Annotated in this window: 28 protein-coding genes; 3 read left to right on the forward strand and 25 right to left on the reverse strand. The window is 63.7% G+C overall.

All coding sequences use genetic code 11. The annotated features are described in order from the left end of the window. The 13 genes from JWQ24_RS00370 to JWQ24_RS00430 form a co-directional block, all read right to left on the reverse strand. Positions 1–910 (reverse strand): FtsH/Yme1/Tma family ATP-dependent metallopeptidase (locus JWQ24_RS00370; RefSeq protein WP_299803002.1); only part of this gene is annotated, 910 nt, incomplete at its 3' end. 230 nt (positions 911–1,140) lie between these two features. Beyond that, positions 1,141–2,166, reverse strand: a complete 1,026-nt coding sequence (gene tilS / locus JWQ24_RS00375; RefSeq protein WP_299803003.1) for a tRNA lysidine(34) synthetase TilS — start codon at positions 2,164–2,166, stop codon at positions 1,141–1,143. Between the two features lie 50 nt (positions 2,167–2,216). Then, positions 2,217–3,155 carry a tol-pal system protein YbgF gene (gene ybgF, locus JWQ24_RS00380; protein ID WP_299803005.1) on the reverse strand — a complete coding sequence of 313 codons (939 nt, stop codon included), beginning with the start codon at positions 3,153–3,155 and terminating at the stop codon, positions 2,217–2,219. A 195-nt stretch (positions 3,156–3,350) separates the two neighbouring features. Then, a complete protein-coding gene (gene pal / locus JWQ24_RS00385; RefSeq protein WP_299803007.1) occupies positions 3,351–3,848 on the reverse strand; it encodes a peptidoglycan-associated lipoprotein Pal in 498 nt (165 codons plus the stop codon). Between the two features lie 244 nt (positions 3,849–4,092). Next, positions 4,093–4,830, reverse strand: coding sequence for a hypothetical protein (locus JWQ24_RS00390; RefSeq protein ID WP_299803009.1), 738 nt, complete (start codon positions 4,828–4,830; stop codon positions 4,093–4,095). Positions 4,831–4,988: 158 nt separating this feature from the next. After that, positions 4,989–7,316 (reverse strand): EAL domain-containing protein, encoded by a 2,328-nt coding sequence (locus JWQ24_RS00395; protein ID WP_299803012.1) that lies wholly within the window; start codon positions 7,314–7,316, stop codon positions 4,989–4,991. A gap of 200 nt (positions 7,317–7,516) precedes the next feature. Beyond that, the gene (gene tolB, locus JWQ24_RS00400; RefSeq protein WP_299803014.1) at positions 7,517–8,866 is read right to left on the reverse strand and encodes a Tol-Pal system beta propeller repeat protein TolB; all 1,350 of its coding nucleotides are present in this window, start codon (positions 8,864–8,866) and stop codon (positions 7,517–7,519) included. A 27-nt stretch (positions 8,867–8,893) separates the two neighbouring features. Then, positions 8,894–9,937 (reverse strand): cell envelope integrity protein TolA, encoded by a 1,044-nt coding sequence (gene tolA, locus JWQ24_RS00405; RefSeq protein ID WP_299803016.1) that lies wholly within the window; start codon positions 9,935–9,937, stop codon positions 8,894–8,896. A 2-nt stretch (positions 9,938–9,939) separates the two neighbouring features. Next, positions 9,940–10,389 carry a protein TolR gene (gene tolR, locus JWQ24_RS00410; protein ID WP_299803018.1) on the reverse strand — a complete coding sequence of 150 codons (450 nt, stop codon included), beginning with the start codon at positions 10,387–10,389 and terminating at the stop codon, positions 9,940–9,942. A gap of 36 nt (positions 10,390–10,425) precedes the next feature. Further along, positions 10,426–11,139, reverse strand: coding sequence for a protein TolQ (gene tolQ, locus JWQ24_RS00415; protein WP_299803020.1), 714 nt, complete (start codon positions 11,137–11,139; stop codon positions 10,426–10,428). 391 nt (positions 11,140–11,530) lie between these two features. Further along, on the reverse strand, positions 11,531–12,016 hold the full coding sequence (locus JWQ24_RS00420) for a DUF2852 domain-containing protein (RefSeq protein ID WP_299803022.1): 486 nt from the start codon (positions 12,014–12,016) through the stop codon (positions 11,531–11,533). Positions 12,017–12,121: 105 nt separating this feature from the next. Further along, a complete protein-coding gene (locus tag JWQ24_RS00425; protein WP_299803023.1) occupies positions 12,122–12,835 on the reverse strand; it encodes a TetR/AcrR family transcriptional regulator in 714 nt (237 codons plus the stop codon). 62 nt (positions 12,836–12,897) lie between these two features. Continuing rightward, on the reverse strand, positions 12,898–13,320 hold the full coding sequence (locus JWQ24_RS00430; protein ID WP_299803025.1) for a YciI family protein: 423 nt from the start codon (positions 13,318–13,320) through the stop codon (positions 12,898–12,900). 622 nt (positions 13,321–13,942) lie between these two features. Between JWQ24_RS00430 and JWQ24_RS00435 the strand changes: the two genes are divergently transcribed. Beyond that, entirely contained in the window at positions 13,943–14,731 is a 789-nt protein-coding gene (locus JWQ24_RS00435; protein WP_299803027.1) for an SDR family oxidoreductase, read from the forward strand. A gap of 4 nt (positions 14,732–14,735) precedes the next feature. On the opposite strand, the gene JWQ24_RS00440 is transcribed toward JWQ24_RS00435, so the two are convergent. The 5 genes from JWQ24_RS00440 to JWQ24_RS00460 form a co-directional block, all read right to left on the reverse strand. Next, a complete protein-coding gene (locus tag JWQ24_RS00440; RefSeq protein ID WP_299803029.1) occupies positions 14,736–15,935 on the reverse strand; it encodes a multidrug effflux MFS transporter in 1,200 nt (399 codons plus the stop codon). Between the two features lie 91 nt (positions 15,936–16,026). Beyond that, positions 16,027–16,428, reverse strand: coding sequence for a VOC family protein (locus JWQ24_RS00445; RefSeq protein ID WP_299803031.1), 402 nt, complete (start codon positions 16,426–16,428; stop codon positions 16,027–16,029). Positions 16,429–16,472: 44 nt separating this feature from the next. Then, positions 16,473–17,753, reverse strand: coding sequence for an RNA polymerase sigma factor (locus JWQ24_RS00450; RefSeq protein WP_299803034.1), 1,281 nt, complete (start codon positions 17,751–17,753; stop codon positions 16,473–16,475). Further along, positions 17,750–18,130: a YciI family protein gene (locus tag JWQ24_RS00455; protein ID WP_299803035.1), complete on the reverse strand. Its 381-nt coding sequence runs from the start codon at positions 18,128–18,130 to the stop codon at positions 17,750–17,752. The genes JWQ24_RS00450 and JWQ24_RS00455 overlap by 4 nt, the downstream gene beginning before the upstream one ends. A gap of 99 nt (positions 18,131–18,229) precedes the next feature. Next, positions 18,230–18,886, reverse strand: coding sequence for a TetR/AcrR family transcriptional regulator (locus JWQ24_RS00460; RefSeq protein ID WP_299803037.1), 657 nt, complete (start codon positions 18,884–18,886; stop codon positions 18,230–18,232). A gap of 97 nt (positions 18,887–18,983) precedes the next feature. On the opposite strand from JWQ24_RS00460, the gene JWQ24_RS00465 reads away from it, so the two are divergent. After that, on the forward strand, positions 18,984–19,628 hold the full coding sequence (locus JWQ24_RS00465; protein ID WP_299803039.1) for a glutathione binding-like protein: 645 nt from the start codon (positions 18,984–18,986) through the stop codon (positions 19,626–19,628). 180 nt (positions 19,629–19,808) lie between these two features. On the opposite strand, the gene JWQ24_RS00470 is transcribed toward JWQ24_RS00465, so the two are convergent. From JWQ24_RS00470 to JWQ24_RS00500, 7 genes are all read right to left on the reverse strand, one after another. Then, on the reverse strand, positions 19,809–20,276 hold the full coding sequence (locus tag JWQ24_RS00470; protein WP_299803040.1) for a nuclear transport factor 2 family protein: 468 nt from the start codon (positions 20,274–20,276) through the stop codon (positions 19,809–19,811). A gap of 77 nt (positions 20,277–20,353) precedes the next feature. Then, positions 20,354–20,800: a tol-pal system-associated acyl-CoA thioesterase gene (ybgC, locus tag JWQ24_RS00475; protein ID WP_299803042.1), complete on the reverse strand. Its 447-nt coding sequence runs from the start codon at positions 20,798–20,800 to the stop codon at positions 20,354–20,356. A 15-nt stretch (positions 20,801–20,815) separates the two neighbouring features. Continuing rightward, on the reverse strand, positions 20,816–21,037 hold the full coding sequence (locus JWQ24_RS00480) for a type II toxin-antitoxin system HicB family antitoxin (RefSeq protein ID WP_299803044.1): 222 nt from the start codon (positions 21,035–21,037) through the stop codon (positions 20,816–20,818). 242 nt (positions 21,038–21,279) lie between these two features. Beyond that, the gene (gene ruvB, locus JWQ24_RS00485; protein ID WP_299803046.1) at positions 21,280–22,329 is read right to left on the reverse strand and encodes a Holliday junction branch migration DNA helicase RuvB; all 1,050 of its coding nucleotides are present in this window, start codon (positions 22,327–22,329) and stop codon (positions 21,280–21,282) included. 37 nt (positions 22,330–22,366) lie between these two features. Further along, on the reverse strand, positions 22,367–22,984 hold the full coding sequence (gene ruvA / locus JWQ24_RS00490; protein WP_299803048.1) for a Holliday junction branch migration protein RuvA: 618 nt from the start codon (positions 22,982–22,984) through the stop codon (positions 22,367–22,369). Next, positions 22,981–23,508, reverse strand: a complete 528-nt coding sequence (ruvC, locus tag JWQ24_RS00495) for a crossover junction endodeoxyribonuclease RuvC (RefSeq protein ID WP_299803050.1) — start codon at positions 23,506–23,508, stop codon at positions 22,981–22,983. The genes ruvA and ruvC overlap by 4 nt, the downstream gene beginning before the upstream one ends. Positions 23,509–23,709: 201 nt before the next feature. After that, positions 23,710–24,456, reverse strand: a complete 747-nt coding sequence (locus tag JWQ24_RS00500; RefSeq protein ID WP_299803052.1) for a YebC/PmpR family DNA-binding transcriptional regulator — start codon at positions 24,454–24,456, stop codon at positions 23,710–23,712. Between the two features lie 191 nt (positions 24,457–24,647). Here JWQ24_RS00500 and JWQ24_RS00505 point away from each other — a divergent pair. Beyond that, positions 24,648–26,295, forward strand: a 1,648-nt coding sequence (locus JWQ24_RS00505; protein WP_299803054.1) for a methyl-accepting chemotaxis protein, incomplete at its 3' end; no start/stop codon positions are given.

Here is a 26,295-nt window from a genome sequence, read left to right on the forward strand (position 1 = left end):
GACGGTTGGTGGCGGCGATCAGGATCACGCCTTCATTGGCCTCGAAGCCGTCCATCTCGACCAGCAACTGGTTGAGGGTCTGCTCGCGCTCGTCATTGCCGCCGCCGAGACCGGCGCCGCGATGACGACCGACCGCATCGATTTCGTCGATGAAGATGATGCAGGGCGCGTTCTTCTTGGCCTGCTCGAACATGTCGCGGACACGGGATGCGCCGACGCCGACGAACATTTCGACGAAGTCAGAACCCGAGATGGTGAAGAACGGCACGTTGGCTTCGCCGGCGACCGCGCGTGCGATCAGCGTCTTGCCGGTGCCGGGAGGACCGACCAGCAGCACGCCGCGCGGAATGCGTCCGCCGAGGCGCTGGTACTTGCCGGGATCGCGGAGGAATTCAACGATTTCCTGCAGGTCCTGCTTGGCTTCGTCCACGCCAGCGACGTCCTCGAAGGTGACGCGGCCATGCGCCTCGGTAAGCATCTTGGCGCGCGACTTGCCAAAGCCCATCGCCTTGCCGGCGCCGCCCTGCATCTGACGGGACAGGAAGATCCAGACGCCGATCAGCGCGATGAAAGGCAGCCACGACACCAGCAGCGAGACGAACCACGGCACATTGTCGCCGGGCGGCTTGGCGGTGATGGAGACCTTGCCGTCATACAGACGCTTCACCAGCGTTGGATCGGACGGCGCGTAGGTCTGGAAGCTGGAGCCGTTGGTGAAGGTGCCGTGAATCTCCGGCCCCTGGATCACGACGTCGCGGACATGGTTCTGGTCAACCTCGCTCAGCAATTGCGAGAACGAAATGTCCTGCGAGGCGGCGCGTTGTCCAGGATTCTGGAACAGCGTGAACAGCGCCAGCAGCAACAAAACGATAATGACCCAGAGGGCGAAATTGCGCAGATTCGCGTTCATCGATCTTCCTTCGTCGCCGCGCGGATCGCGGCCTTATTCCCTTGGGGCGCCTCAAGGGAGTCACCCTGGGTCGGTTGGTTACAATCTAGGTGCGACGGGACGCGCTGCCAAGGGAACCATGCCGGACTATTTAACGCATGTAGCCCGGCTTCCAGTTCAAATAATGGCGGTTGCACCGATGTTTTCGTACGGTGGTTAAGTCATTAGCCGACCGGGGCCGTTGCTTTCGATCAATCTCGTCGGCGTCGCGGCGGCGCCGGATCGATTCGCAACCGGTCATGGCTCAGCGTGATCAGCGCGCCGGCCAGCGTCTGCTTCAGCCGGATACCTTTGCCATCCGCCTGCACGGCCCGATCGATCGCCGCCAGCAGCGCCTCGGCCTGGCCGAGCCCTGCCGGGCCCTCGTACCCGACCCGGTCGATCAGGCGCAGGAGCAGCCGCAGCCGGACTTCCTCGGCCAGCCCCGAAAAGACGGCGGTGTCGATACCGGGCCGCGCGGCCACCCTTTTCAGCTCAACGAAGCTCTCGGCGCCATCGACCATCAACTCCAGCGCGACGTTGGCCCGCGCCAGCCGCGCCGCCAACCGCGCCAGATTGCCGGGATCAAAGCCCTCGGCCTTCAGCTGCGGCATTAATGCGCGCAGCCGCGGCCGGGTGAAATGCAGGTCTTTGTTGGTCGGATCCTCCGCGAAGCCGACCCTCGCTCTCGCCAGCGTCGCGATCAGCCGGGACTTCGGGATGTCCAGAAAGGGACGCGCCAGCAATACGCCCTCGCGCGGCGTCTGCCGCGCCATCGCCGCAAGCCCGGCCAGCCCGCTGCCGCGCGCCATCCGCATCAACAGCGTCTCGGCCTGATCGTCCTGCGTATGCGCGGTGAGGATATGGCTCGCTTTGTGCGCCCTGGCTGCCTTGGCCAGCAACCGGTAGCGCGCAGCCCGCGCAGCCGCCGGCAAGCCGTTCGTCGGCTTGTCGCCGGTCCAGCGCAAGGTGCGATGCGGCAGATCGAGGGCGGCGGCCAGTTTCTTGACGTCGCGGGCCTCGCGCGCCGCCTCTGGTCGCAGGCCGTGGTCGATGGTGACGGCGATTAAATCGGGACCGCGCTTCAAGGCGCGGCGCCAGCGCGCGGCGAGCCACAGCAGCGCCATCGAATCCGGCCCGCCGGAGACGGCCAGGATCAGGGCCGCCGCGGACCGCCAATCGGCGAACAGCCGTTTCGCCTCGGCCACCGCGATCGGCGAATGATCGTCATCGGACATGCGCGCCGCCATACAGCTCATCGCGCCGGATCAGTCCGGCGCGCTTCGCTCTAGCACTTAACGCGTTTTTGCTCGCGGTCTACCGCCGTCTTCACGCCGCCCGACGCCCGCGGATATTTCCGCAGCACCTCGCCGAAGGCGGCGCAGGCCGCCTCCTTCTCCTTCAGCGCCGCCAGCGACTGACCGAGCCGCAGCAGCGCATCCGGCGCTTTGGCCGAGGTATCAAACTTGGTGGTCACGCCGAGGAAGGCTTCGGCGGCATCGCGGTAGCGCTGGCGCTGGAAGAAGCTCTCGCCGAGCCAGTATTGCGAGTCGGCCAACTGCGGGTCGGTCGGGTATTTCTGTGCGAAATTGCGCATCGTCTCCTCCGCCAAAGCGTAGTCGCGGCGCTGCATGTAACCGATGCCGAGGTCGAACTCGTCCTTCGGCGTCGCGCCCGGCGGCAGCGTGGTCAGACCACCGGCCGCCGGCGCGGAATTGGCGAGCGGAAGCGGCTCCCCGGCCCCACGGGCGTTGGGCATCGCGGCCGGCGCGTTGGCCGGCATCGGCTGAGCGCCGCCGCCGAGCGCGCGCGGCACGCCGGGCGCGCCGGGATTGGCGTTGGGATCGAAGGCGTCGTTGCGGCGGCCGCCGCGCTGCGGGGCTGGATCCTGCACGATCGGCGCGGGCGCCGCGATCTGCTGGTCATAGACCTGCGGCGGCGCCGACTGGCGGCCAACCGGCGCGGTCTGCACGGGAGCTTGCACCGGGGCGGCGGCGACATTGGGTCGAGCCCCCGCCGGCGGCGCTGCCGCCTGCAACTGACGGAGCTGCTCTTCGAGCTGGCGATTGCGGAACTGGAGTTCCTCGTTCTGCCCGGTGAGCTGGCGCAGCTTGGCTTCGAGCTGCTGGACCCGAACTTCCGGATCGACGTCATCATCGGACTGCTGCATCTGGGCGAAGACAACCGACGGCACGGTCAGCGCTGGAATCGCCAACGTCGCGGACATCAGGGCCACGCGCGCGAAAGTATGAAATGGGGATGACATGTTTGCCTGACGAATTTTGCGCCACAGGAAGCGCACCACATTGAGAGCTTCACTACGCCGAAAATGTGACTTTCGACAGAGCCAGCCGGGCCGCACAAACAAAACCGGCGCCTGCCCCCAAGGCAGACGCCGGCTTCTTGATATCAAACGCTACGCTCAGGCGCCAGCGTTCAGCACGGTGACGGCGCGGCGGTTCTGCGACCAGCAAGAGATGTCGTTGCAGACTGCGACCGGACGTTCCTTGCCGTAGGAGATGGTCCGCATCCGGCTGGCGTCGATACCCCGCGAGGCCAGGAAGTTGCGCACAGACTGCGCACGGCGGGCGCCGAGCGCAATGTTGTACTCGCGGGTGCCGCGCTCGTCGGCATGACCTTCGATCGTGAAGGAGTATCGGTTGTACTGCTGCAGCCACTGCGCCTGCTTGTCCAGGGTCGCGATCGCCTGCGGCGACAGCTCAGTCTGGTCGCTCTCGAAGAACACGCGGTCGCCGACATTGACCACGAAATCCTGCTGGCTGCCCGGCGACGCCGCATTGGCCATCCCGCCATTTGCGCCGTCCAGCGGGTTCTTGTTGGCGCAAGCGCCCATCGACAGTGCCACGGCAAGCACCGCAGCCAGTTTTAATCCCTGGAGGATACGCATTTGATGTTTCATTCGGGAGCCTCCAACGCTCACGCTTTGTCCAACTGATTACGGTCTACAGGGCGTTGGTTAAGCGAACGTTCCGTCAACCTTGATGAGGTGTTGCCAAAACCCGTCAAATGCCACAGGTGCCCGAAAATCCACCGGATGGTTAATGGGTTATAAATGTGGCGCGACGGTGAAGACACGAAAACGCGGCGTCCCGTGAAGAACACCGCGTTTTGATTACCGTAAAGCAGATTTGGAGCGCGCGCCTTCAGGCCCGCGGCACGATCGACGCGCGCTCGAAGGCCAGTTCCGGCCCCCGGACGCCCAGCGCCTTGTCTTCGCTACGCTCGAACAGCTTGCGGCGTTCGAAATAGCTGGAGCGGAGAAACGGATAGCGCGCAAACACCTTGTCGCGCATTTCCGGAAAATCCACCGCCATCAGGCAGATCGGCTTGATCAGCCCGGGATACTGACGCGGCCCCGTGAGCGGCTCGTGCATGAAAACACGCCGATAAAAGGCCTGATGCTCGGAGCGAACGGTGGCCAGGCCAAGGTCAGCGTTGAAATAGCTGCACGCGACGTAGGCAAGGCGAACGGTGAGATAGGGCAATTCCGGGAAACGCCGCGCCTGCACGGCGTCGGCCACGAAGCGAGTCGGATCAACGAACACCTTGCCGGCAGCGAGTTCCGGTTTCAGGAGATCGGGAAACACATCCATCGACGGCGTTTCGGGATGTCCGGCGGAGCCGACGCTGATACGAATGGAGCTCGACAGCACGCCCTCGAAATAAACCCCGAACGTCCACGAGTTCGCCATGTCGTCATAGCGGTCCGTAACCTTGCGGGACGGATTCGGCAGGATCGTGCCCTCTTTCAGATAGGCGTCGTAGCGAAGCCGATAGATGGCGTCCCGGTCCGCGTCCGTCTCCATAAGGCGATAATCGACCTGATCAAGAAGCTCAATTCCACGCGACGATGCATTAGTTACTTGATCGGCCGTAGCCATACTTCGCCTCCAACGCTACTCAACACCACATTGCGACCGTTAAGAAAGGTTAAGACTTTCTTAAAAGTTGTCAAAGGATGTACTATATTAGGGTTAACCTATTACCAACACGTGGTAATATGAAACATAACTACACAAATTTCTGGAGACGAGCCGCGTCAGGCGGGGCTGCGAGAGACTTCTGCTTCGCGCATGTCCGTGAGACGACGGCCGTGTGACGCATCGAGCAATTGGCGCACGCGGGTTGCAGGAACGGGGCGACTGAACAAGTAGCCCTGCGCTTCGGTCACGGTGCCGTCGGCGCTGATGAGTTCAAGTTGCTCGTTGGTCTCGATGCCCTCGACCACCACCGACATACCGAGATCAGCGCTCAGGCGAGCGACGCCGCGCAGCAGCGTCAGCGGTCGATCGGTGTCGATTCCTTCGAGGAAGGAACGGTCGATCTTCACCTTCTGCAGTGGGAAGTTATGCAGATAGCTCAGGCTGGAATATCCGGTACCGAAATCGTCGAGCGAAATCCGGCAACCCGCCGCATGCAATTGTGACAGCGCATCATGGGTCCATTGCGTGTTGCGCAGCAGTGAGGATTCGGTGATTTCGATTTCGAGACGGTGCGCCGGCAGGCCGGATACTTCAAGCGCGTAACGCACTTCGCTCAGCACATCGCGCTGGTGGAACTGCTGCGTCGAGAAATTCACCGCGACGCTGACGGCGTCAGGCCACTTCATGCATTCCATGCAGGCCTTGCGCAATATCCAGCGGCCAAGATCGACGATCAGCCCCATGTCCTCGGCGACCGGAATGATATCGACGGGCGACACCGTTCCGCGAACGGGATGATTCCACCGCAGCAAGGCCTCGCAGGTCGAAATTCGACCGGACTTCAGGTTGACCAGCGGCTGGTAGTAAAGTTCGAATTCCTCGTTGGCGAGCGCCTTGCGCAGATCCAGTTCGAGCACCCGACGCGCCTCGACCGTCTGGGCCATCTCTTCGCGGAAGAAACAGAAGGTGCCGCGTCCGGATGCCTTGGCGCGATACAGCGCCATGTCGGCATTCTTGAGCAGGCTATCGGCGCCGACGCCGGGCTGCGTCAGCGCAATGCCGACGCTGGCGCCTATCTCGACCTGATGATTGTCGACTTCATAGCGCTCGCTGAGGCGCTCGACGATGCGGCGCGCGAGATCGGCCGCGTCGTGATTGCTCTTGATGCCGCGCTGGAACACGACGAACTCGTCGCCGCCGAAGCGCGCGACAAAATCGTCGGCCCGCAGCATTTCGCGCATCCGGTCGGCGACCATGCACAGCAATTGGTCGCCGCAAGGATGGCCGAGCGTGTCGTTGACCTGCTTGAACTGATCGAGATCGACGAACAGCAGTGCCGAGATGGTCGTCGCGTCCGCGTTGCGCAGCATCCGCCCGATCTCGTTACGGAAGCTGACGCGGTTGGGCAGGCCGGTGAGTTCGTCAAACCGCGCCATATGGCTGATGCGGGCTTCAGACGTGCGCCGCGCGGTGATGTCTTCAACCAAGACCACCGTGCCGCCGCCGACCATCGGCTGGAACTTCCAGGACAACGCCCGCTCTTCATCGAGCGCGTGGTCAAGCGTGGTGATCTCAGCCGCCTGGGAGCCTTCGACCTCGGCGATGATGGTCATTGCGCTGGCCGGGGATACCGTTCCAGCCTTGACGAAGGCCGCCAGTACCTCGCGGAGGTTGGCGCCACACTGCACGAATTCCGCGCCACCGCTCATCATTTCGTTGAAGCGGTTGTTGATGACGGCCAGCCGGCCATCGGCCGCGAACATGCACAGACCATGCGGCATATTGTTCAGGGCCGTATCGAACTGGCCGGCCAGTGCGGCTTCCCGCTCGCTGGCCATCAGGGCATCGACGAATATGTTGTGCAGATTGAGATTGATCAGCTTGAGGCCGATGAAGAAAAGCACCAGCAATCCGGCAAGGCCGAGATAATAAGGGCCGCCATACAGCGCCAGCGCGAGAGACATCGGTCCGCACGAGCAAAGGATATGCATCTGGACGATCTTTGGTCGTCCGTAGTTACGGGCAGCGCCGCCCGCCGTATAGCCGATCGTCACCGTGGTGCAGAGCATGTGCGCGACGGGATCGTCGCTGCCGAGAATGACGACAAAGCACCACAGGCCGAGCGCGGACGCGTACAGGACGGCGCCGAGCCGATAGCGCGGCTCCCACTCAAAGGCCTGCTCGTAGGTCAGCATTGCGGTGCGTTTTTCATACGTCCGCATTTGCAACGCGCGCGCCGTGCCGATGAAGACGATGATAAGCGCGCATGGCCAGATCCAGACGTTGCCAGTCTTGACCGCCGTCATCAGCGCCGCAATGGCGGCGCAGATCGTGCCGGTAAGCATCGACGCAGAATTTTGACACATCGAATCCACCAGCGCCGCGTAAATCGACGGCGTCAGCTTCACTTCGTCCAAGCTCTGAGGGGGCTCTACCAATTGCATGGGTACGCGCCGTTCATTCGATGGTTCAACGCGTGATGATACCTCTAGGAGGTAAAGCCTTTCTGACGGAACATCATTACCAAGATATTTAGAAAACGTGCTGACACCAAAAATGATTATGATTTCAGCACACTAGGCAAGGTCTGCCGGTCCTGCGTCGGGTAGGGCCGGCAACGCTCGTTCGTCAGACAACGGTTTGTTTACGATAGCAGCGGCGACCAGGCGGGATCCGAGGCAAAGCCGGGAGTCGGTACCTTGAGTTCATTGCGTCCGGAAACATCGACCGTATAGAGCGACGGTCCAGCGCCCTGTTCACGAAAGAACATCACGACACGGCCATTCGGCGCAAAGGTCGGGCCTTCATTGTGGTACCCTGAAGTGAGCAACCGCTCGCCGGAGCCGTCGGGCTTCATGATACCAATCGAGAATTGCCCGCCGCCCTGCTTGGTGAAAGCGATGTAATCGCCGCGCGGCGACCAGACCGGCGTCGAATAGCTGCCTTCGCCGAACGAGATGCGCTGCGCTGGCCCGCCGGTCGCCGCCATCGTGTAGATTTGCGGCTTGCCGCCGCGATCGGACTCAAAGCAGATCTTGCTGCCGTCGGGCGCGTAAGACGGCGAGGTGTCGATCGCCGGTGTGTCGGTCAGGCGCGTGGTGGACTTGGACCGCAAGTCCATCACGAACAGGTTGGAATTGCCGCCCTGCTGCAGGCTCATGATGACGCGCTGGCCGTCCGGCGAGAAACGCGGCGAGAACGACATGCCGGGGAAGTTGCCGACAATCTCGCGCTGTCCGGTCTCGATGTTGAACAGGTAGACCCGCGGGTCGCCCTGCCCGAACTCCATATAGGTAATCTCCTGCGTCGACGGCGAGAACCGCGGCGTCAGCACGAGGTCTGCGCCGCGCGTTAGATAGCGCACATTGGCGCCGTCCTGGTCCATCAACGCCAGACGCTTGACGCGACGCTCCTTGGAGCCGGTCTCGTCGACGAACACCACGCGGCTGTCGAAATAGCCCTTCTCGCCGGTCAGGCGCTCATAGATCTGATCGGATATGATGTGCGCGATCCGGCGCCAGTATTCCGGCGAGGTGAAATATTGCTGGCCGGTGAGCTGCTGCCCGGTGCCGACGTCCCACAGACGAAACTCGGCCTTGAGACGGCCGTCGGGCTGACGGGTCACGCGACCAGTCACCAGCGCCTGGGCGTTGATGGTCTTCCAGTTCTGGAACTGCGGCGGCGTGTCGATGTTGCTGATCTTTTCGATGAAGGCCGCCGGATCGATCGGCGCGAACAGACCGCTGCGCTTGAGGTTGTTGGTGATGACCTGCGCCACGTTGTTGGCGACTTCGTTGTCGGACGGGGTGCCGGCGACGAAAGCGGGAATCGCGATCGGCAACGGGGCTACCTCGCCGCCGGTGACCGTGACGCGGGCTTGCGCAAAAGCCTTTTGCGCGCCGCTCAAAAGCAGGCCGCTCGATGCCATCCCAGACAAAAGCTGCCGGCGCGTGAACCGGAACGGCGGCTTGATGAGACTATTCTGGTCAGACATCTTTTTTGCTCTCAAATGACCGCGTCACTACAGATCCTTGCTGTCGAAAACGGGGTAGAAAAACTTCCATTCATCGAAAAACGCTGCCGGCAGCTTGTAAGGCGCACAGGCGATAATCGCGCGCGCGCCGCTCTCCTGGAACACCTTCGCATAGGCCGTGTTCGCCGATCCCAGCGTAACCGGCATGGCCTCGAGTGTACCATCCTGCTTCAGCTTGATGCTGAACTCGGCCTGTGCCAGTTGGGCGTCGAGGCCGCCATAGGGCTTCTTCCAGCAGCGCGTTACCTGATCCTTGAACATCGCGCCCCAGGTCGCGGAATTGTCCGCGGCCTTGCCCTTGGACAGGCCGAGCGCAGCGTTCGAATTCAGCGTGGCGCCGGTCGCAGCCTCGCGGCTCGGATCGCGTTTGTCGAGCAAGGCCGCGATGCTGACAAGAGGGTCAACCTTGGGCTTCGCGTCCGCCTTGGCCTTCGCTTCAGCCTTCTCCGCCTTGGCTTTCGCGTCTGCTTCCGCCCTGGCCTTGGCTTGCGCGTCGGCCTTGGCCTTGGCGTCCGCTTTCGCCTTGGCTTCAGTTTTGGCTTTGGCTTCGGCCTTTATTTTGGCTTCCGCAGTGGCAATCGCTTCGGCCTCAGCCTCAACTTTGGCCTCCGCTTTGGCTTTCGCGTCAGCCTTGACGGCAGCCTCGGCTTTCGCGTCAGCAGAAGCCTTCGCTTCTGCCGCGGCTTTGGCTTCTGCGGCCTTCGCTTCCGAATCGGCGGGCTTTTCCGTGGGCTTGGGCTGCGGAGGCGGCGCGGTTTCCGTCACGACGGGCGGCTTTTCGGTCACCTTGCCGGGGGCCTCCTCAACGGGCTTGGCTTCGGCGATCTTGTCCACCCGCGGAGCTTTATTCTCCGGCTTGGCGGTCTTGATACCCTTGGTGACATGCGGGAGTTTATCAGACGAAATGATCTCGACCGGAAGCGAATCTTCGGGGACCGAGACGAAAGCCTTGGACGAAAAAGATACGAGTCCCCACCCGATCACGAGCACGTGCAGGGCCACAGACGCCGTGAGTGTCTTGTCGACCTTCACCTTCAGGTCCCCTGCTCCACCTCGGTCACCAGTGCCAACCGCTTGAAACCGGCGCCGGAGAGCTGCCCCATCACGCGGGCTACGGTGCCGTAGTCCGCCTTCTTGTCCGCGCGCATGAAGATGCGCTCTTCGAGCCCGCCGCGGGCGTCGGTGATCGCCTTCAACTTCGGTATCAGATCGCTGATCTGGACTTCCGTGTCGTTGATGAAAATCTTGCCCTTGATATCGACAGAGAGCTGCAGCGGCGTCTTGTCCTGCTCCAGGCTCTTGGCCTGGGTCTGCGGCAGATCGAGCGGCACGCCGACGGTGAGCATCGGCGCCGACACCATGAAGATGATCATCAGCACCAGCATGACGTCGACCATCGGGGTGACGTTGATCTCGGCCATGACATGGGCGCGACGACGACCGCGCCGTCCACCACCGTCGCCTCCGCCCGCACTCATGCCCATGATCGGCTACCCGCTATCAGCTTCAACTCATCCCCCTCAGACGCGCTCGTCGATCTGCCGCGACAGGATCGCCGAGAATTCGTCGGCAAAGCCCTCCAGGCGCTGAGCCTGGCGGTTCACCTCGGATGTGAACTTATTGTAGAAAATAGTCGCCGGAATGGCGGCGATAAGGCCGATTGCGGTGGCGAACAGAGCTTCCGCGATACCGGGTGCGACCACAGCCAGCGAGGTGTTCTTGGAGGCCGCGATCGACTGGAAGCTCGACATGATGCCCCACACCGTCCCGAACAGGCCGACGAACGGGCCGGCCGAGCCGACCGTGGCCAGAACTAGCAAGCGCCGTTCCAGCCGTTCGATCTCGCGCGAAATCGAGACGTTCATGACCTTGTCGATACGCATCTGCAGGCCGGTGAAGGAGCGCGCCTGGCTTTCGAACGAGCGCTTCCATTCGCGCATCGCGGCGACGAAACAGGCGGCCATCGATTGCGTCGGCTTGGTGGACAACGCGCGATACAGATCCTCGATCGACTCGCCGGACCAGAACGCCTGCTCGAAACGGTCCATCGCCTTCTTGGTGCGGGCGAACAGGAACATCTTGTCGATCGCGATCGCCCAGACCCAGACCGAACAGCCCAGCAGGCCCATCATGACCGCCTTGACGATCCAGTGTGCCTGCATGAACAGCGAGATCAGCGAAACGTCGGAAGAAGCCAGCGGCAGGGCTGACTGCGCCACATCGGCCGGGTTCATAAGAAACATCCTCTCAACGCGAAAATCCTTTGTTCACCAGCAACTTGCCTGCCGCCGGTGGCCATCACGCATAGCACGCGGCGGCGAACGCCTGCGCAGAGCTTCATTTTGTGTCGCATGGGATGGCTGGTCCGAAGCCGGGCTCTGAATCCCCTGTCAACATGTCAAAACGAGGGCTTGCGCGCGGTTTTGCAGGCTTTACCAGACGCCCGGCGTGGTTAAAGCGAGGTTACCAACGCCGGATACCACGGAGAAATGAAGCGCAGTTCGCTTGTTCTGCGGCGCTGCGGCAAGCGGCGTTGCGACAAACAAAACCGCCCACCTGTTTCCAGATGGGCGGCGATATTGGCGGCGGCGACAACGCCGACGTTTATGTGGTTGATCCGCTACTTCAGCCCTGCGGCTGGCTGTCCGACGGCGGGGTCGGCCGCGGGCGATGCTGCGCCATGAACTGGTCGAACTCTTCCTTGTCCTTGGCGTGGCGCAAACGGTCCAGGAAGTCGCGGAACTCGTGCTGCTCATCCTCGAGGCGGCGCAGCGTTTCCATGCGGTATTCGTCGAAGGCGCGATTGCCCGAGCTCGGCTGACCGAAACCACCGAAGCCGAAGCCGCGGCGCTCCATGCGGCCGCGCATCCGCTCCATCTTGTTCTGCATGCGCTCCATCTTGCTGGCGAAGCGATCGCCGCTATCTCCGCAACCCATTTTTCTGCTCCCTATGGTGTAGAAAAGAACCGCGAGGCCAACCGGCCACCAGAACATGAAACCAAGCACCGTCAGGATGATCCAGCCGGGCGACCACGCCGAACGCAGCATCGGCTGCGGATAGCGTGGCATGTCGGAGGGACCACTCCATCGATTGTAACCAGCTTCAGCCATTTCGCTCTCCATGACGGCACCATGCCGCCCGTGAATGTAAATAACATTTACATACGTAAACCCGGGACGGATTTTGTCAAGATATCCGCAAGCGGGCCGCTGAAATTATTTTGGGACCTTGCCCCAAGGGCCGGCGGGGCGTTCCCCGGCTTCCGGCGGCGGAGGTGGCTGCGGCCGGCGCTCGGTCGGAAAACCCAGACCGCGCAGATAGATGAGCACGCCGGCCTCGAGCAGATCTTCGGGCGACATCGGCAATTTGCGGCGCGCGGCGTCGCCGCGGCCGAACAAGGACGCGACACCGTGGGACAACGACCAGATGTGCAGCGCCATCATCATCGCCGGCGGCCGCGTCGCGCCCGGCGGCGTCAGCGCCGCCAGTCGCTCGGCGGCGATGCGGATCACACCAAAGGCGCGCTCGCCGGCGGCGGCCAGCGGCGGATTGCTATCGACCGGCACGCCCGACTCGAACATCGCCGAATAGAACGCCGGTTCGTTGCGGGCAAAAGCGAGATAGGCCTTGCCCACCCGCATGAACGCGCTGACGGTGTCGGGGCGGCCGTCGTCCCAGGCCGCGGTCAGCGCCGCCTCGAACTGCTCGAAGCCGCGTTGCGCGATGCTGGCCAGGAGATCGTCGCGGTCGCGAAAATGCCGGTACGGGGCCGCGGCGCTGACGCCGGCCGAGCGCGCGGCATCGGCGAAGGTGAAGCCTGCCGCTCCCTTCTCTGCAATCAGCCCGAGCGCTGCCTGCAGCAGCGCCTCTTTCAGATTTCCGTGGTGATAGCCGCGCTCGGCGCGGCGGTCGTCTTTGCGCCAGCTCATGTGAAGGGCTTTTACATGAGCTGGGGCGCAAGGTCACTAGCGCGATTGCAGAACTCCCCGGTTCAGCCGAGCCGCCGCGCAGTGGTCTGCATCGTCTCAAAGCCGGAAGCGACCTCCTGCACGTCGGCCGGAAAATCGGCCATCTCCTGCACCTGCCGGATCTCGATCACCTCGTTCGGGGTCGCCGGGCACTTTGTGGCCCATTCGATGGCGGCCTCACGCGAGGCGACATCAATCATCCAGTAACCGCCGAGCACCTCCCTTGCCTCGGCGAAGGGGCCGTCGGTGATCACCGGTCCGCCATCGGGAAACGACACCCGCGCGCCCATCGAGGGCGGATGCAACCCGTCGAGCGTGATCAGCACGCCAGCCGCCTGCAGCGCCTCGTTGTACTTCATCATCAAAGCGACGCGTTCGGCGTCGGGTAGCGTGCCGGGCGCGACGGTCTCATAGCCCGCCGGAATCATCAGCATCATAAAACGCATCGCCTGCTCCCTGGTGACCGAATGTTCTGACAATAGACGAACGGCGATTTACGGCGCCGACATGGCCCCGCGAAATTTTCGCACGGCGCGCGCGACGCGCATTCGCTTTCGTACGTCGCTTCGAACTACACATTGATGCGCTTGATCTCGCCGCCTCGAGAAGCAAGCAGTTCGGTGTTGCCAAACGTCTGGCTGAATTTTGCAACGCCACCCCGGCGGCGCCGACATCGCCAGCAACAAATTCCCGCCGCATTGCTGATTGACTCTGGCGTGGTCGATCGTCGCTCTTGGGGACCTTGATGCGACGGTCCGGTTCGGGGTGTTTTGCGTAAAATTTCAGGCTGCCTTGGGTGCTCGTCGCGCAGCGATGGGCCACGCCCGGTGGCTTGCCATGTTCGGGGGAGACACGCATGAAAAATGCCCGTCTCAAGGCGGCTTCAGGGGCGCTCGCGCAGGTGCTGGCGGTGGCGGCGATGCTGGTCATCGCCGGATTCGTGTTTTACGTGCGCTAGACGGATCATTGCCGCGCGACAGGCGGGCAGGCTTGGCTTTGCCCGCTTGCAAAGCGCCGCTATAAGCCTGCCGGGATCATCCCTTCAAACAAGAACAATCAGGGCAGGACATGACCACATCACCGCACAAGGTCGCACTCGTGACCGGCGCCGCGCGCGGCATCGGTCTCGCGGTCGCCAAACGGTTTCTCGACGAGGGATACCGCGTCGCTTTGCTCGATATCGAAAGCGCGTTGCTTGAGCAGGCCGTCAAAGCGCTGAACGATCCCGACAACACGATGGCGCTTCACGCCGATGTCGCCGATGCCGACGCTGTGGCCAAATCCTTCGCCGCCGTTCAGGCCCGCTTCGGGCGGCTCGACGCGCTGGTCAACAATGCCGGTATCGCGATCTTCAAGCCGCTGCTGGAGACCACGCAGGCGGACTGGGAGCGCGTGCTGGCGGTCAATCTCACCGGCCCGTTTCTCTGTACGCAGGCGGCAGCGCCTTTGATGCGCGAACATGGCGGCGGCGCGATCGTCAATATTACTTCGATCTCGGCGTTGCGCGCCTCGACGCTGCGCACCGCCTACGGCACCAGCAAGGCTGGTCTTGCGCACCTCACCAAGCAGTTCGCCGTGGAACTGGCGACGCTCGGCGTCCGCGTCAATGCGGTGGCGCCGGGGCCGGTGGAAACCGCGATGGCCAAGGCGGTGCACACGCCAGCGATCCGCGCCGACTATCACGACACCATTCCGCTGAACCGCTACGGCAGCGAGGAGGAACTGGCCGACGCCGTGTTCTTCCTGTGCAGCGACCGCGCCAGCTACATCACCGGCCAGATGCTGGCCGTCGACGGTGGCTTCGAGGCTACCGGCATCGGCCTGCCGACGCTGCGGCGAGAGGGCAGCAACGGGTAGCGGCCTACTCCGCCGCCGCCGTCACCAGCCTGGTGTTGCGCAACGTCGCCAGGCTGACGAGCAGCGCAGCGACGGCGGTGAGGGCGATGGTGCAGACCATCGGCAATGTGGTGCCGTCGAAGAACAGCCCCGCGACGGCAATCATCACGCCGCCGGTGACCATCTGCAGCGTGCCGCCGAGGGCTGCGGCAATGCCGGCGATCGGGCCGTGATGCTCCAGCGCCAGCACCATGGTCGAGGGGATCACCAGGCCGAGGAACGCGAACGACATGAACAGGAGCGGCATCAGCACGCGCAGGCTGTCGAAGCCCATCAGCGTCAGCGCAAACAGCAACAGCGCGAAGCCGGCATAGAGCGACACCGCCGTCAGCACCACGCGCGTCATGCCGAAACGGCCGCCGAGATAGCCTGCGAATTGCGATGCGCCGATGAAGCCGATCGCATTGATGGAGAACGCCAGGCTGTATTGCGTCGGCGAGAGACCGTAGTGACCGATATAGACGAAGGACGACGTCGCCAGAAACGCGAAGAAACTCGACATGCCCAGGCCGCCGATGAAAGTGAGGCCGAGGAAATGCCCGTCGCGCAGCAGAATCCGAAAGCCACCGAGCACGTTGCGCATGCTGCCGCCGATACGCTCCTCGATCGGGCGGGTTTCCGGCAGCATCAACGCCACCAGCGCGATGCCAATCAGGGCGGCGAGCGTCACCGCGGCGAACACTGCGCGCCAGCCGAACGGCACAATCAGCGCGCTGCCGATCAGCGGCGCCAGGATCGGGCACACGGAGAACACCAGCATCACCAGCGACATCAGCCGGGTCGCTTCAGCGCCGGTATGCAGATCGCGAATGATGGCGCGCGGAATCACCGCCATCGCCGCAGCGCCAAGACCCTGCACGAAGCGAAACGCGATCAGCCAGCCGATGCCGGGCGCCAGCGCGCAGCCTATCGAGCCGATCGTGAACAGGGTCAGCCCAGCATAGAGCGGCGCCTTGCGGCCATAGACGTCGGACAGCGGGCCGTAGACGATCTGGCACAGGCCGAAGGCGATAAAGAATACGGTCAGCGTCATTTGCGTCGAAGCGGTCGTGGTGTGCAGGTCCGCCGCGATCGCTGGCAGGGCCGGCAAATACATGTCGATAGCGAACGGGCCGACGGCGGACAACAGGCCGAGCACGACGGCGTTACGCGCAAAGGGAGTCATGAGTTTTTCTTTATGTTCGATATCGAAGCCGCAGCGCGGCTTGACCTCCCCCCGCAAGGCGCGGCGGGAGGTTCAAGAGCTCGGGCATCCCCTACGCGCAATTGACCATCCAGGGAATGTCGAACTTGTCGACGCACATGCCAAACCCCTTCGACCAGAATGTGGCGCCGAACGGCATCTTGATGATGCCGCCTTCGGCCAGCGCCTTGAAGGTCTTTTCGCCCTCGGCGGGATCTTGAAACTGCAGGGCCACCGAAAAGCCCTGCGGCTTCTCGAAATGCTGCGGCGGCGCATCGGAAGCCATCACCACCTCGCCGTCGATCGTCATCTGCGCGTGCAGCACCTTCTTCGCCATTTCCGGCGGCATATGTTCGGCTGCGGGCGAGCCTTCGACATGCATGATGACATCTATCTTGGCGCCGATCGCCTGCACGTAAAAATTAAACGCGGCCTCGCAGTCGCCATTGTAGTGGAGGTAGGGATTGACCTGCATCGCTTGCTCTCCTTCGGTTGACGTTGACGGAATTTGGATATGTATCATGGCGAGCTCGGTGACGGAACTGTGACGGGCTTGCTCTCGTCCATCATCCTGTCGAGATGCATCCGGATATGCGCGGCTTCGGCAGAGGTATTGGCCAGCGCAATCGCCCGGTTGAAACTGATGCGGGCGTCATCGTGGCGGCCGAGCTGCATCAGATAGGCGCCCTGGACACCGAAGAAGTGAAAGTAGTTCTGTAGCCGCGGCGCCAGCGGCGCGATCATCGCCAGCGCGGCTTCCGGGCCGCGAATTTTGGCCACTGCGACGGAACGGTTCAGCGTCACCACCGGCGACGGCTGCAGGATTTCCAGCGAGCCATAGAGCAGATCGATCTGCACCCAGTCGGTGTCTTCGGGCTTTGCGGCGCGGGCATGCAATGCGGCGACGGCGGCCTGAATCTGATACGAACCGGCGCGGCGATGGCGCATCGCCTTGTCTATCAGCGCCAGCCCTTCGGCGATCATCTTGCCGTTCCACAGGCTGCGATCCTGGTCATCGAGCAGCACCAAAGTGGCATCGGCATCGAAGCGCGCGACAGCGCGCGCATGCTGCAGCAGCATCAAAGCCGTGAGGCCCATCATCTCCGGCTCGCCCGGAAACAGCTTCAACAGCAGCCGCGCCAGCCGGATCGCCTCTTCGCAGAGCGGCGTGCGCGCCTCCACGCTGTCGCCTTCCGCGGAATAGCCCTCGTTGAAGATCAGATAGAGCATCGCTGCCACCGCGGCGAGACGCTCGGCGCGCTCCGGCGCCCCCGGGGTCTCGAACGGCACCTCGGCCCTGGCGATCGCCGCCTTGGCGCGGGTGATACGCTGCTCCATCGCGGCGTCGGAGATCAGAAAGGCGCGTGCAATCTGTTTCACCGAGAGGCCGGACACGACGCGGAGCGCCATCGCGATCTGCTGCGTCGCCGGCAGTTGCGGATGGCAGCAGATGAACAGCAGCCGCAGGATGTCATCGCGATAATGCGAGCCATCGAGCCGTTCGGCGAACTCGCTCTCGGCGTCCTCGAGATCGGAAATTTCTGTAGCGTCCTCCGGCAGCGGCGCGTGTTTGCTGGTCTTGCGGATATCGTCGATGGCGACGTTTCGGCCGACCATGATCAGCCACGCCGCGGCGTCACGCGGCGGGCCGTTCTGCGGCCAGCTCTTCAGCGCGCGCAGGCAGGCGTTCTGGAACGCCTCCTCGGCGGTATCGAGGTTGCGGAAATAGCGCAGCAGCGCGCCGATCGCCTGGGGCCGCGCCGAGGTCAGCGCCGCTTCGATCCAGGCGAGATCGCTCATGTCGCGTTGCCCCCCGCGTGACCCGGCTGGAACAGGCCGATGGGCCGGATCTCATAGGCGCCGCCGGGATTGGCGCGGCCGAGATCGCGCGCGATCTCCAGCGCGCCATCGAGCGAGGCGACTTCCACGACATAGAAGCCAAGCAATTGCTCCTTGGTCTCGGCGAACGGGCCATCGAGCACCAGCGGGGGATCGCTGTCCTTGCGCAACGTCGTCGCGGCTGTCGTCGGCAGCAGCCGCGCGACGGGCCCGAGCTTGCCGGAAGCGGCAAGCTTGCCGTGAACCACCGCGAGCTTCGCCATCACGGCGTCGTCCTCGTCCTTCGACCAGGCGCCGACGACGGCTTCATCATGGTAGCAGAGAATGGCGTAGAGCATGTGACGGTACCCCCTGTGTGGAAGACGGACGGTCATGGCCGGTCCCGACAAGATAGCGGAATTTATTGGCGCGGGTTGCGCGGCGGAACCCGCCAGGAATCAGGCTGCATCGCGGCACAGGATATCGACCGCGTGCTTCACGATCGCTTCCAGCTGTTGTCGCGGAATCCCTGCGCGGGCGCGAATGGCAAGCGAATACAGCGTCGCCGAAGCCATCTGCGACAGCGCCGCAATGTCCGCCGATTTCGGCAGTTCGTCCTTCTTCGCGGCGTCGCGAAAACACCAGGCGAACGCCTTGTCCAGTTCGGCGATGCTTTCCTGCACCAGCGCCTGGACCTCGGGATCGGCGATGGCGTCGGAAGCTACCGTCATCACCGTGAAACAGCCTCGCGGCGCCTCGCCGCCGAACAGATAAATCTCCAGCGCGACGTCGTAGATACGCGCGAGACGCTTGCGCAACGGCAGGTCGGCCTTGAAGATTTCCACCAGTTGCGCGCCGTAATCGTCGCGGTAGCGCCGATAGGTCTTGATATAGAGTTCGCGCTTGTCGCCGAAGGCGCCGTACAGGCTCGGCCGGTTCATGCCGGTGGCGGCGCTGAGATCGTCCAGCGAGGTGGCGGCGAAACCGTCCTTGCGAAACAACGCCAGCGCCTGCCCCAGCGCCACCTCCGGCGCATAAGTGCGCGGCCGTCCGCGGCGCTTCGGCTCCGCCGCGGGTTTCACGGCCGCCGGCGGCGTCTTTGTTTTTTGTACCATCTCGCAATAAATTCCTTGACGATCTTTATAATATGCGAGACGGTATAAAAATGAACTAGCGGCGCGACATAACGCGCCGCAACAACAGGAGGCACCGATGGACCTGTATTTCTCGCCTATGGCCTGCTCCATGGCTACCCGCATCGCATTGTATGAAGCTGGCGCCGCCGCGACCTTTCTGGAAGTCGATCCCAAGACCAAGCGCGTGATGAACGATGGCGCGGATTTCCGCAGCGTCGCCCCGCTCGGCATGGTGCCAGCCTTGCGCACCGACGACGGCACGGTGCTCACCGAGAACGCCGCGATCCTGCAATATGTTGCCGACCGTTTTCCCGACAGCGCGATTGCGGCGGGCTCGGGCATCGAGCGCAGCCGGCTGCAGCAGTGGCTGTGCTTCATCGGCACCGAACTGCACAAGGCGCTGTTCATTCCGCTGCTCGACCCCAAGGCATCGGCCGAAACCAAGGCATGGGCACTGGCGAAGGGCACCTCCCGGCTGGATTATCTCGAGGCGCATCTGCAGGGCAGCGACTTCCTGCTCGACCGCTTCAGCGTCGCCGATGCCTATCTGGCCACGGTGATCAACTGGACCATGGCGACACCGCAGATCGATTTTGCGAATTGGCCGGCGATCAAGGCGTATCACAAGCGCCTGCGCGAACGGCCGAGCATCGCCAAGGCGATCGTCGAGGAGTTCGAACTGTTCAAGGCCGAGCAGGCGCGCCACAAGGCGGCAGCGTAAGATGAAGGCACCGCGAAGTAGAGTGTGAGCTGGTGTCCCGGCGAAGCATCGCCGACAACGCTGCTGCACAGATCCGGGGTCCCGGTTTCCTCCACCGGGGCCTCGGATTTGTAGCGCACACGCCGCTGGGGCGGCGGGTTGCGCTGCGTCCGGGGAATGAATACTGCTTCGACGGCGATTCTAGAACGGGCTCGTGCCCAATCCCGGCACATACGCCGGCCGCGGCCCGGGCGCCGGCCACAGGAAGCGGCGGTCTTTCTCGGAAATCGCGACGTCGTTGATGCTGGCCTCACGGCGGCGCATCAGGCCGGATTCGTCGAACTCCCACTGCTCGTTGCCGTAGGAGCGAAACCAGTTCCTCGCGTCGTCATGCCATTCGTACTGGAAGCGCACGGCAATGTGATTGCCGTCGAACGCCCACAAATCCTTGATCAGGCGGTACTCGTGCTCTTTCGCCCATTTGCGGGTGAGGAATTCGACGATCGCGGCGCGGCCCTGAAAGAACTCGCCGCGATTGCGCCACATGCTGTCCTCGGTATAGGCCAGCGACACCTTGACGGGATCGCGCGAATTCCAGGCGTCCTCGGCCATGCGGGCTTTTTGCGCGGCGGTATCTCGGGTGAAAGGCGGCAGGGGCGGACGCGACATGGGAACCTCCGAAGCTGATCCCCAACTTTACCGCCGGGCATCAAGGAGTCGATGGCCTCCCGCCTATCGCTCGATTGCTAAAGCTGATCGGCCTTCATGGCGATGCGCAGCGCCTTTGGAATGGGCTTCGCCCGGCCGCCCGAAACGAAGGCGACCTTCACTTTGGCTTCCAGCAGCAGTTCGTCACCGCGCCGCACCTCCTGGCCGAGCGTGATCGAAGCGCCCTTCACGTCGAGCGGGCGCGTTACGATCTCCAGCAGATCGTCCATCCGGCTCGGCTTGAGAAACTCCAACGTCATCGAACGCACCACGAATGCGAAACCCGGCGCTTCGCTTTCGGCTTCGGCGAACAACGCGCGTTGATCGGCGCCGAGCAGCCGCAGATAGTTGGTACGCCCGCGCTCCATGAAGCGCAGGTAATTGGCGTGATAGACGATGCCGGAAAAGTCGGTGTCTTCGTAATACACGCGAACCTGCATGCGATGCAGGCCATCGGCGATCGCGCCGTCGAGATGGGGGATCATCAGTTACGCATATCCTTAACCTGCACGAGCCAGCGGAGGCGAAGGTTTAGGGACCTCCTGCTTCCACTCCTTGGCAGCTTCAACCCATGAAGCAATCGCGTCCTGCACATTGTGGAGCGCTTCTTCCGGCGTCGCGCCATCGGACATGCATCCGGCAAGCTCGGGTACGGTCGCGAGATAGCCGCCGCCATCGCTATCCGCCAGCCGCTCGATCCGAATGGCATATTCAAGTTTCATCGCGAACCTCCATGCTCTTCAATATAGCGCACCAGCTTGCGGATGTAGACCGGCTTGATCGGACGCCGGGCGGGAATTGTCAGGATCTCTTTGGCTGCCGGGTGCTTTGCATGTCAGTGTGAGGTGGCCTTGCCCGCGCGGAGCAACAGGCCATGAGCCAGGCAAACGCGCTCGACATCGCCAATCGACCAGTCGGCCGCCGGGTTACGCCGCATCTGATCCAGCAGATCGGCCGCCGTCCCCTATTCCTCCTCCACGCCGCCGAACAGCCCGTTTTGCGCGGGATCGCGCGAGGGCTCGTTGAGCCCGAGATGCTTGAACGCGTGCGAGGTCAGCAGGCGGCCGCGCGGGGTGCGTTGCAGATAGCCGCACTGGATCAGGAACGGCTCGATGATGTCCTCGATGGCGTCGCGCGGCTCCGACAGCGCCGCGGCCATCGTCTCGACGCCGACCGGGCCGCCACCATAGTTCATAGCGATCGTGGTGAGATAGCGACGGTCCATCGCATCCAGCCCGGCGCTGTCGACTTCCAGTGCGGAGAGCGCGTGGTCGGCTATCTTGCGGTCGATGGCTGACGCGTCTGCGGCCGAGGCGAAATCGCGCACACGTCGCAGCAGCCGGCCGGCGATGCGCGGCGTGCCGCGGGCGCGGCGCGCAATCTCGTTGGAGCCGTCCGGCGTGATGCCGATCTCCAGCACGCGGGCGCCGCGGGTGACGATCTTTTCCAGTTCCTCGACGGTGTAGAAATTCAGCCGCACGGGAATGCCGAAGCGGTCGCGCAGCGGATTGGTCAGGAGGCCCGCACGCGTGGTGGCGCCGACCAGCGTAAATTTCGCAAGTTCGATCTTCACCGAGCGCGCTGCCGGGCCCTCACCGATGATGAGGTCGAGCTGGAAATCTTCCATCGCCGGATACAGCACTTCCTCGACGGCAGGCGCGAGGCGATGGATTTCGTCGATGAACAGCACGTCGCGTTCTTCGAGATTGGTCAGAAGGGCGGCGAGATCGCCTGCCTTGGCGATCACCGGGCCGGAGGTGGCGCGAAAGCCGACGCCGAGTTCGCGCGCTACGATCTGCGCCAGCGTCGTCTTGCCGAGGCCGGGGGGGCCGACGAACAGCACATGGTCAAGCGCCTCGCCGCGCTTGCGGGCGGCGTCGATGAAAATCTGCAGATTGGCGCGGGCCTGCTGCTGGCCCACGAATTCGGACAGGTTCTGCGGGCGCAGCGAAGTGTCGCCGATGTCGTCGGCGCGGCGCTCGGGGGTGATCAGGCGATTGGGGGCGATGGTCATCGGGTGACGTTACCACGAGGGAGCGCAAGAGCGGCGGTCACTTGGCCAGTTCCTTCAGGCCGAGCCGGATCAGCATCGCGGTCTCGGCGCCTTCGCCGGCGATGCGCGAGGCGCCGGCGATCGCGGCGGCGGCTTGCGGCGCGCCGTAGCCGAGATTGACCAGCGCGGAAATCGCGTCCGACACCGGGCGCGGCGCGCTGTGGTCCTCGATCGCACCGGACAGCTGCACCAGCGACGGGTCGACGGTGGAGAACGCCGGCGCCTTGTCCTTCAATTCGGTAACGATGCGCTCCGCCACCTTCGGCCCGACGCCTACCGTGCGCGCCACCGCGGCCTTGTCGCGCAAGGCGATGGCGTTGGCGAGGTCGGCCGGCGGCAGCGTGCTCAGCACCGCCAATGCCACCTTGGCGCCGACACCCTGCACGGTCTGCAGCAGGCGAAACCATTCGCGCTCCTGGTCGGAGCGGAAGCCGTAGAGCTTGATGGCGTCCTCGCGGACATAGGTCTCGATCGAGAGCACTGCGGCCTCGCCGGGCGCCGGCAGCGCCTGCAGCGTCCGCGCCGAGCAATGCACCTGATAGCCGACGCCCTGCACGTCCAGGATGACGTAGTCCTCGCCGTAGGAATCGATCAGGCCCTTGAGTTTGCCGATCACGCGCCGACGACCTTCAGCCGCAGCATCGTGCTCTGGCGGTGGTGGGCGTGCGTGATGGCGATAGCGAGCGCGTCGGCGGCGTCGGCGGATTTCGGCTCGGCCTTCGGCAGCAGGATTTTCAGCATCATCTGGATCTGGTTCTTGTCGGCGTGGCCGGCGCCCACCACGGTTTTCTTGACCTGGTTGGGCGCATATTCCGCGACCGATATGCCGAACATCGCCGGCGTCATCATCGCGATGCCGCGCGCCTGGCCGAGTTTCAGCGTGGCGACACCGTCCTTGTTGACGAAGGTCTGTTCGACCGCGGCTTCAGCCGGCTGGAAATCGCCGAGCACTTTGGCGAGGCCTTCATGGATACCGAGCAACCGGCTCGCCAGCGGCAGCGTTTCCGCCGGCTCCACCGAGCCGCAGCCGATATAGGTCAGCCGGTTGCCGTCGATCTCGATGATGCCCCAGCCGGTGCGGCGCAGGCCCGGATCAATGCCCAGAATGCGGACGGGTTGGCGAATCGGCATATTTGTCATGCCAAGAGTGATAGCGCCGAAAGCTTAAGAACAAAATAGCAACACAGGGATGTGCACGGGTGAAAATGGGGCGGGGGTCTGTCGTTCCGGGTTCGAGCGCAGCGACAGTTGCGCCCGAACCCGGAAGCTGAAGATGTTCAAAGCATCTCGGGATTCCGGGTTCGCTCTGAGCTTCGCCTCGCGCCCCGGAATGACAGCCTGCTAGCCGCCCATCTTGGCGACCAGCGCGTCCGAGACTTCAAAGTTCGCGTAGACGTTCTGCACGTCATCATGTTCGTTCAGGAGATCGATCAGCTTCAGCAGCTTTTCGCCGGTCTCGTCGTCAACGGGCACGGTGTTCTGCGGCTTCCAGGTCAGTTCCGCCTTGCGGGCTTCGCCGAATTTCACTTCCAGCGCCTTGGCGACGTCGCGGAAGGTTTCCTTGGAGGCATAGACCTCGTGGCCGCTCTCGGACGACAGCACGTCGTCGGCGCCGGCCTCGATGGCGGCATCCAGCATGTCGTCGGCGGAGGCCTTGGCCACGTCGTATTCGATGATCCCCAGATGATCGAACATGAAGGACACCGAACCGGTTTCGCCGAGGTTGCCGCCGGACTTGGTGAAATAGGAACGGATGTCCGACGCCGCGCGATTGCGGTTGTCGGTCAGCGCCTGGACGATCACGGCGACGCCGCCGGGGCCGTAGCCCTCGTAGCGGATCTCGTCGTAGTTCTCGCCCTCGCTGGCGCTCGCCTTCTTGACGGCACGCTCGATGTTATCCCGCGGCATGTTTTCCTGGCGGGCCGCGGTCATCGCAGCGCGCAGCCGCGCGTTCATGCTGGGATCCGGCGTGCCCAGCTTGGCGGCGACGGTGATTTCCCGCGCCAGCTTGCTGAACAGCTTGGACTTCTGGGCATCCTGCTTGCCCTTGCGGTGCATGATGTTCTTGAACTGGGAATGTCCGGCCATGCGGTCTCTCTCGGATTCGGTCGTACGTCAGGGGTGTCGGCGGCGCGGGGTTATAGGCTGCACGCCCCGCAAAATCAAAAATCGAGGTAGTTATTGGCGGATAGCTAGCGTCTAAATGCCCGCTTGTTAATCATGATTTCATTCGTGGGTGCAAGAATACCCGTTCAAGTTGCATTGCAGCGGAACCGATCATGGCTTTTGGACTGTTTCAGAAACGCCAGCCCGATTTGGCTGCGCCGCCGGTTGTGCCTGTCGTGGCAGCCACCGAGGCGCCGATAGCGCCGGAGACGGATTCGGCGCGCGAGATCCTCGAACTGCTGGAGCTCGAACTCGGCGCGCTGATCCGTCAGCTGGAGCGGGCGGCCTCCTCTGTCGCCGGCGGCGCGGAATCCACAGCGACCACGCTGACCACGATCCGCGCCCGCAGCGATGCGCTGGCCGCGCGCACCCTGACGGCGCAATCCACCGCTGCCAGCTTTGCGCAGGCCGCCGACAAATTTACCCATTCCGCGCAGGGCATCGGCACGCAGGTGAGCAATGCCGGCCGGCTCGCCGACGAGGCCGGCGCGGCAGCCCACGAGGCCAGCATCACGGTCGACCGGCTGCGGGATTCGTCCGCGGCGATCGGCAACGTCGTCACCTTGATCGCGCAGATCGCGCGCCAGACCACGCTGCTGGCGCTGAATGCGACGATCGAGGCGGCGCGTGCGGGCTCGGCTGGCCGCGGCTTTGCGGTGGTCGCCACCGAGGTCAAGGCGCTGGCGGTGCAGACCGAGGAGGCCACCAAGGAAATCGAGCGCAAGATCGACGCGCTGCAGAGGGACGCCGCCGGTTCGGTCGATGCAGTGCATCGCATCTCCAGCGCGATCGAGGCGATCCGCCCGGTCTTCGCCAACGTCACCGGGGCGGTCGCCGAGCAGAGCGCGACGACGAGCGACATGTCCGGCAATGCCGCGCAGGCGTCGCAGTTCATCGCCTCGGTCGGCGACAGCGCCGCCGAGATCGACAGTGCGGCGAAGGAAGCAGCCTCGCATGGCGAGATGGTCGCGCAAGCCGGCCAGGCGGTAACGATGTTTGCTTCGAAGCTGAAAGCGCGCTGTGCGGTGCTGTTGCGGCAGGATGAACGCGAAGACGAGCGCAAGCGCGAGCGGCTGCCCTGCCATCTGCAGATCGCGATCCAGACCCGCGCCGACACGCTTGAAGCGCCGGTGTATGAGATCTCGCTGGAAGGCGTATTGATCGGCGGGCCGCATGCGGCGTCGCTCGTGCGGCATGAGATCGTCACGGCCGATCTCGCCGACATCGGCGCCTGCCGGCTACGCATCGCCGACCATTCACCGGCCGGCGCACGCGCACTGTTCGTGATGCCGGATTCCGCACTGCTCGGCCGCATCGAAGACAGGCTGTGGGCGATCCACGACGAGAACACCGAATTCGTCACCCGCGCGATCGACGCCGGCGCGGCGATCAACAAGATATTCGCCGCCGGCATCGCGTCGGGTGCGATCGGAATCGACGACATGTTCGACGAGAACTATCTCAAGATCGCCGGCTCCGATCCGGTGCAGATGCGCACCCGCATCCTGAACTGGGCCGACCGCGCGCTGCCGGAATTCCAGGACAAGTTGCTTTCCAGCGACAAACGAATGGCGTTCTGCGCCGCGATCGATCGCAACGGCTATCTGCCGGTGCACAACAGCATCTATTCGAAGCCGCAGCGGCCGGGCGACGTCGCCTTCAACACCGCCAACTCGCGCAACCGCCGCATCTTCAACGATCCCGCGGGCCTTGCGGCTGGCCGCAACACCCGCGCCTATCTGGTCCAGAGCTACGCCCGCG

This window comes from Tardiphaga sp., assembly GCF_028290495.1.
In the GTDB taxonomy this organism is placed as follows: Bacteria; Pseudomonadota; Alphaproteobacteria; order Rhizobiales; family Xanthobacteraceae; genus Tardiphaga.

Excerpts from the sequence above, each read along its gene's own strand:
- pal (WP_299803007.1), bottom strand. The coding sequence starts at position 3,848 with ATGAAACATCAAATGCGTATCCTCCAGGGATTAAAACTGGCTGCGGTG.
- JWQ24_RS00455 (WP_299803035.1), bottom strand. The coding sequence starts at position 18,130 with ATGCTCTACGCCATTCTCTGCTACCATGATGAAGCCGTCGTCGGCGCC.
- JWQ24_RS00420 (WP_299803022.1), bottom strand. The coding sequence starts at position 12,016 with ATGGCTGAAGCTGGTTACAATCGATGGAGTGGTCCCTCCGACATGCCA.
- ybgC (WP_299803042.1), bottom strand. The coding sequence starts at position 20,800 with ATGATCCCCCATCTCGACGGCGCGATCGCCGATGGCCTGCATCGCATG.
- tolQ (WP_299803020.1), bottom strand. The coding sequence starts at position 11,139 with ATGAACCCGGCCGATGTGGCGCAGTCAGCCCTGCCGCTGGCTTCTTCC.
- JWQ24_RS00430 (WP_299803025.1), bottom strand. The coding sequence starts at position 13,320 with ATGCGTTTTATGATGCTGATGATTCCGGCGGGCTATGAGACCGTCGCG.
- JWQ24_RS00395 (WP_299803012.1), bottom strand. The coding sequence starts at position 7,316 with ATGCAATTGGTAGAGCCCCCTCAGAGCTTGGACGAAGTGAAGCTGACG.
- ybgF (WP_299803005.1), bottom strand. The coding sequence starts at position 3,155 with ATGTCCGCGACGTTGGCGATTCCAGCGCTGACCGTGCCGTCGGTTGTC.
- JWQ24_RS00465 (WP_299803039.1), top strand. The coding sequence starts at position 18,984 with ATGGACCTGTATTTCTCGCCTATGGCCTGCTCCATGGCTACCCGCATC.
- JWQ24_RS00425 (WP_299803023.1), bottom strand. The coding sequence starts at position 12,835 with ATGAGCTGGCGCAAAGACGACCGCCGCGCCGAGCGCGGCTATCACCAC.
- ruvC (WP_299803050.1), bottom strand. The coding sequence starts at position 23,508 with ATGACAAATATGCCGATTCGCCAACCCGTCCGCATTCTGGGCATTGAT.
- tolB (WP_299803014.1), bottom strand. The coding sequence starts at position 8,866 with ATGTCTGACCAGAATAGTCTCATCAAGCCGCCGTTCCGGTTCACGCGC.
- JWQ24_RS00440 (WP_299803029.1), bottom strand. The coding sequence starts at position 15,935 with ATGACTCCCTTTGCGCGTAACGCCGTCGTGCTCGGCCTGTTGTCCGCC.
- JWQ24_RS00470 (WP_299803040.1), bottom strand. The coding sequence starts at position 20,276 with ATGTCGCGTCCGCCCCTGCCGCCTTTCACCCGAGATACCGCCGCGCAA.
- JWQ24_RS00390 (WP_299803009.1), bottom strand. The coding sequence starts at position 4,830 with ATGGCTACGGCCGATCAAGTAACTAATGCATCGTCGCGTGGAATTGAG.
- tolR (WP_299803018.1), bottom strand. The coding sequence starts at position 10,389 with ATGGGCATGAGTGCGGGCGGAGGCGACGGTGGTGGACGGCGCGGTCGT.
- JWQ24_RS00445 (WP_299803031.1), bottom strand. The coding sequence starts at position 16,428 with ATGCAGGTCAATCCCTACCTCCACTACAATGGCGACTGCGAGGCCGCG.
- JWQ24_RS00435 (WP_299803027.1), top strand. The coding sequence starts at position 13,943 with ATGACCACATCACCGCACAAGGTCGCACTCGTGACCGGCGCCGCGCGC.
- tilS (WP_299803003.1), bottom strand. The coding sequence starts at position 2,166 with ATGTCCGATGACGATCATTCGCCGATCGCGGTGGCCGAGGCGAAACGG.
- JWQ24_RS00460 (WP_299803037.1), bottom strand. The coding sequence starts at position 18,886 with ATGGTACAAAAAACAAAGACGCCGCCGGCGGCCGTGAAACCCGCGGCG.
- JWQ24_RS00500 (WP_299803052.1), bottom strand. The coding sequence starts at position 24,456 with ATGGCCGGACATTCCCAGTTCAAGAACATCATGCACCGCAAGGGCAAG.
- JWQ24_RS00450 (WP_299803034.1), bottom strand. The coding sequence starts at position 17,753 with ATGAGCGATCTCGCCTGGATCGAAGCGGCGCTGACCTCGGCGCGGCCC.
- JWQ24_RS00480 (WP_299803044.1), bottom strand. The coding sequence starts at position 21,037 with ATGAAACTTGAATATGCCATTCGGATCGAGCGGCTGGCGGATAGCGAT.
- ruvB (WP_299803046.1), bottom strand. The coding sequence starts at position 22,329 with ATGACCATCGCCCCCAATCGCCTGATCACCCCCGAGCGCCGCGCCGAC.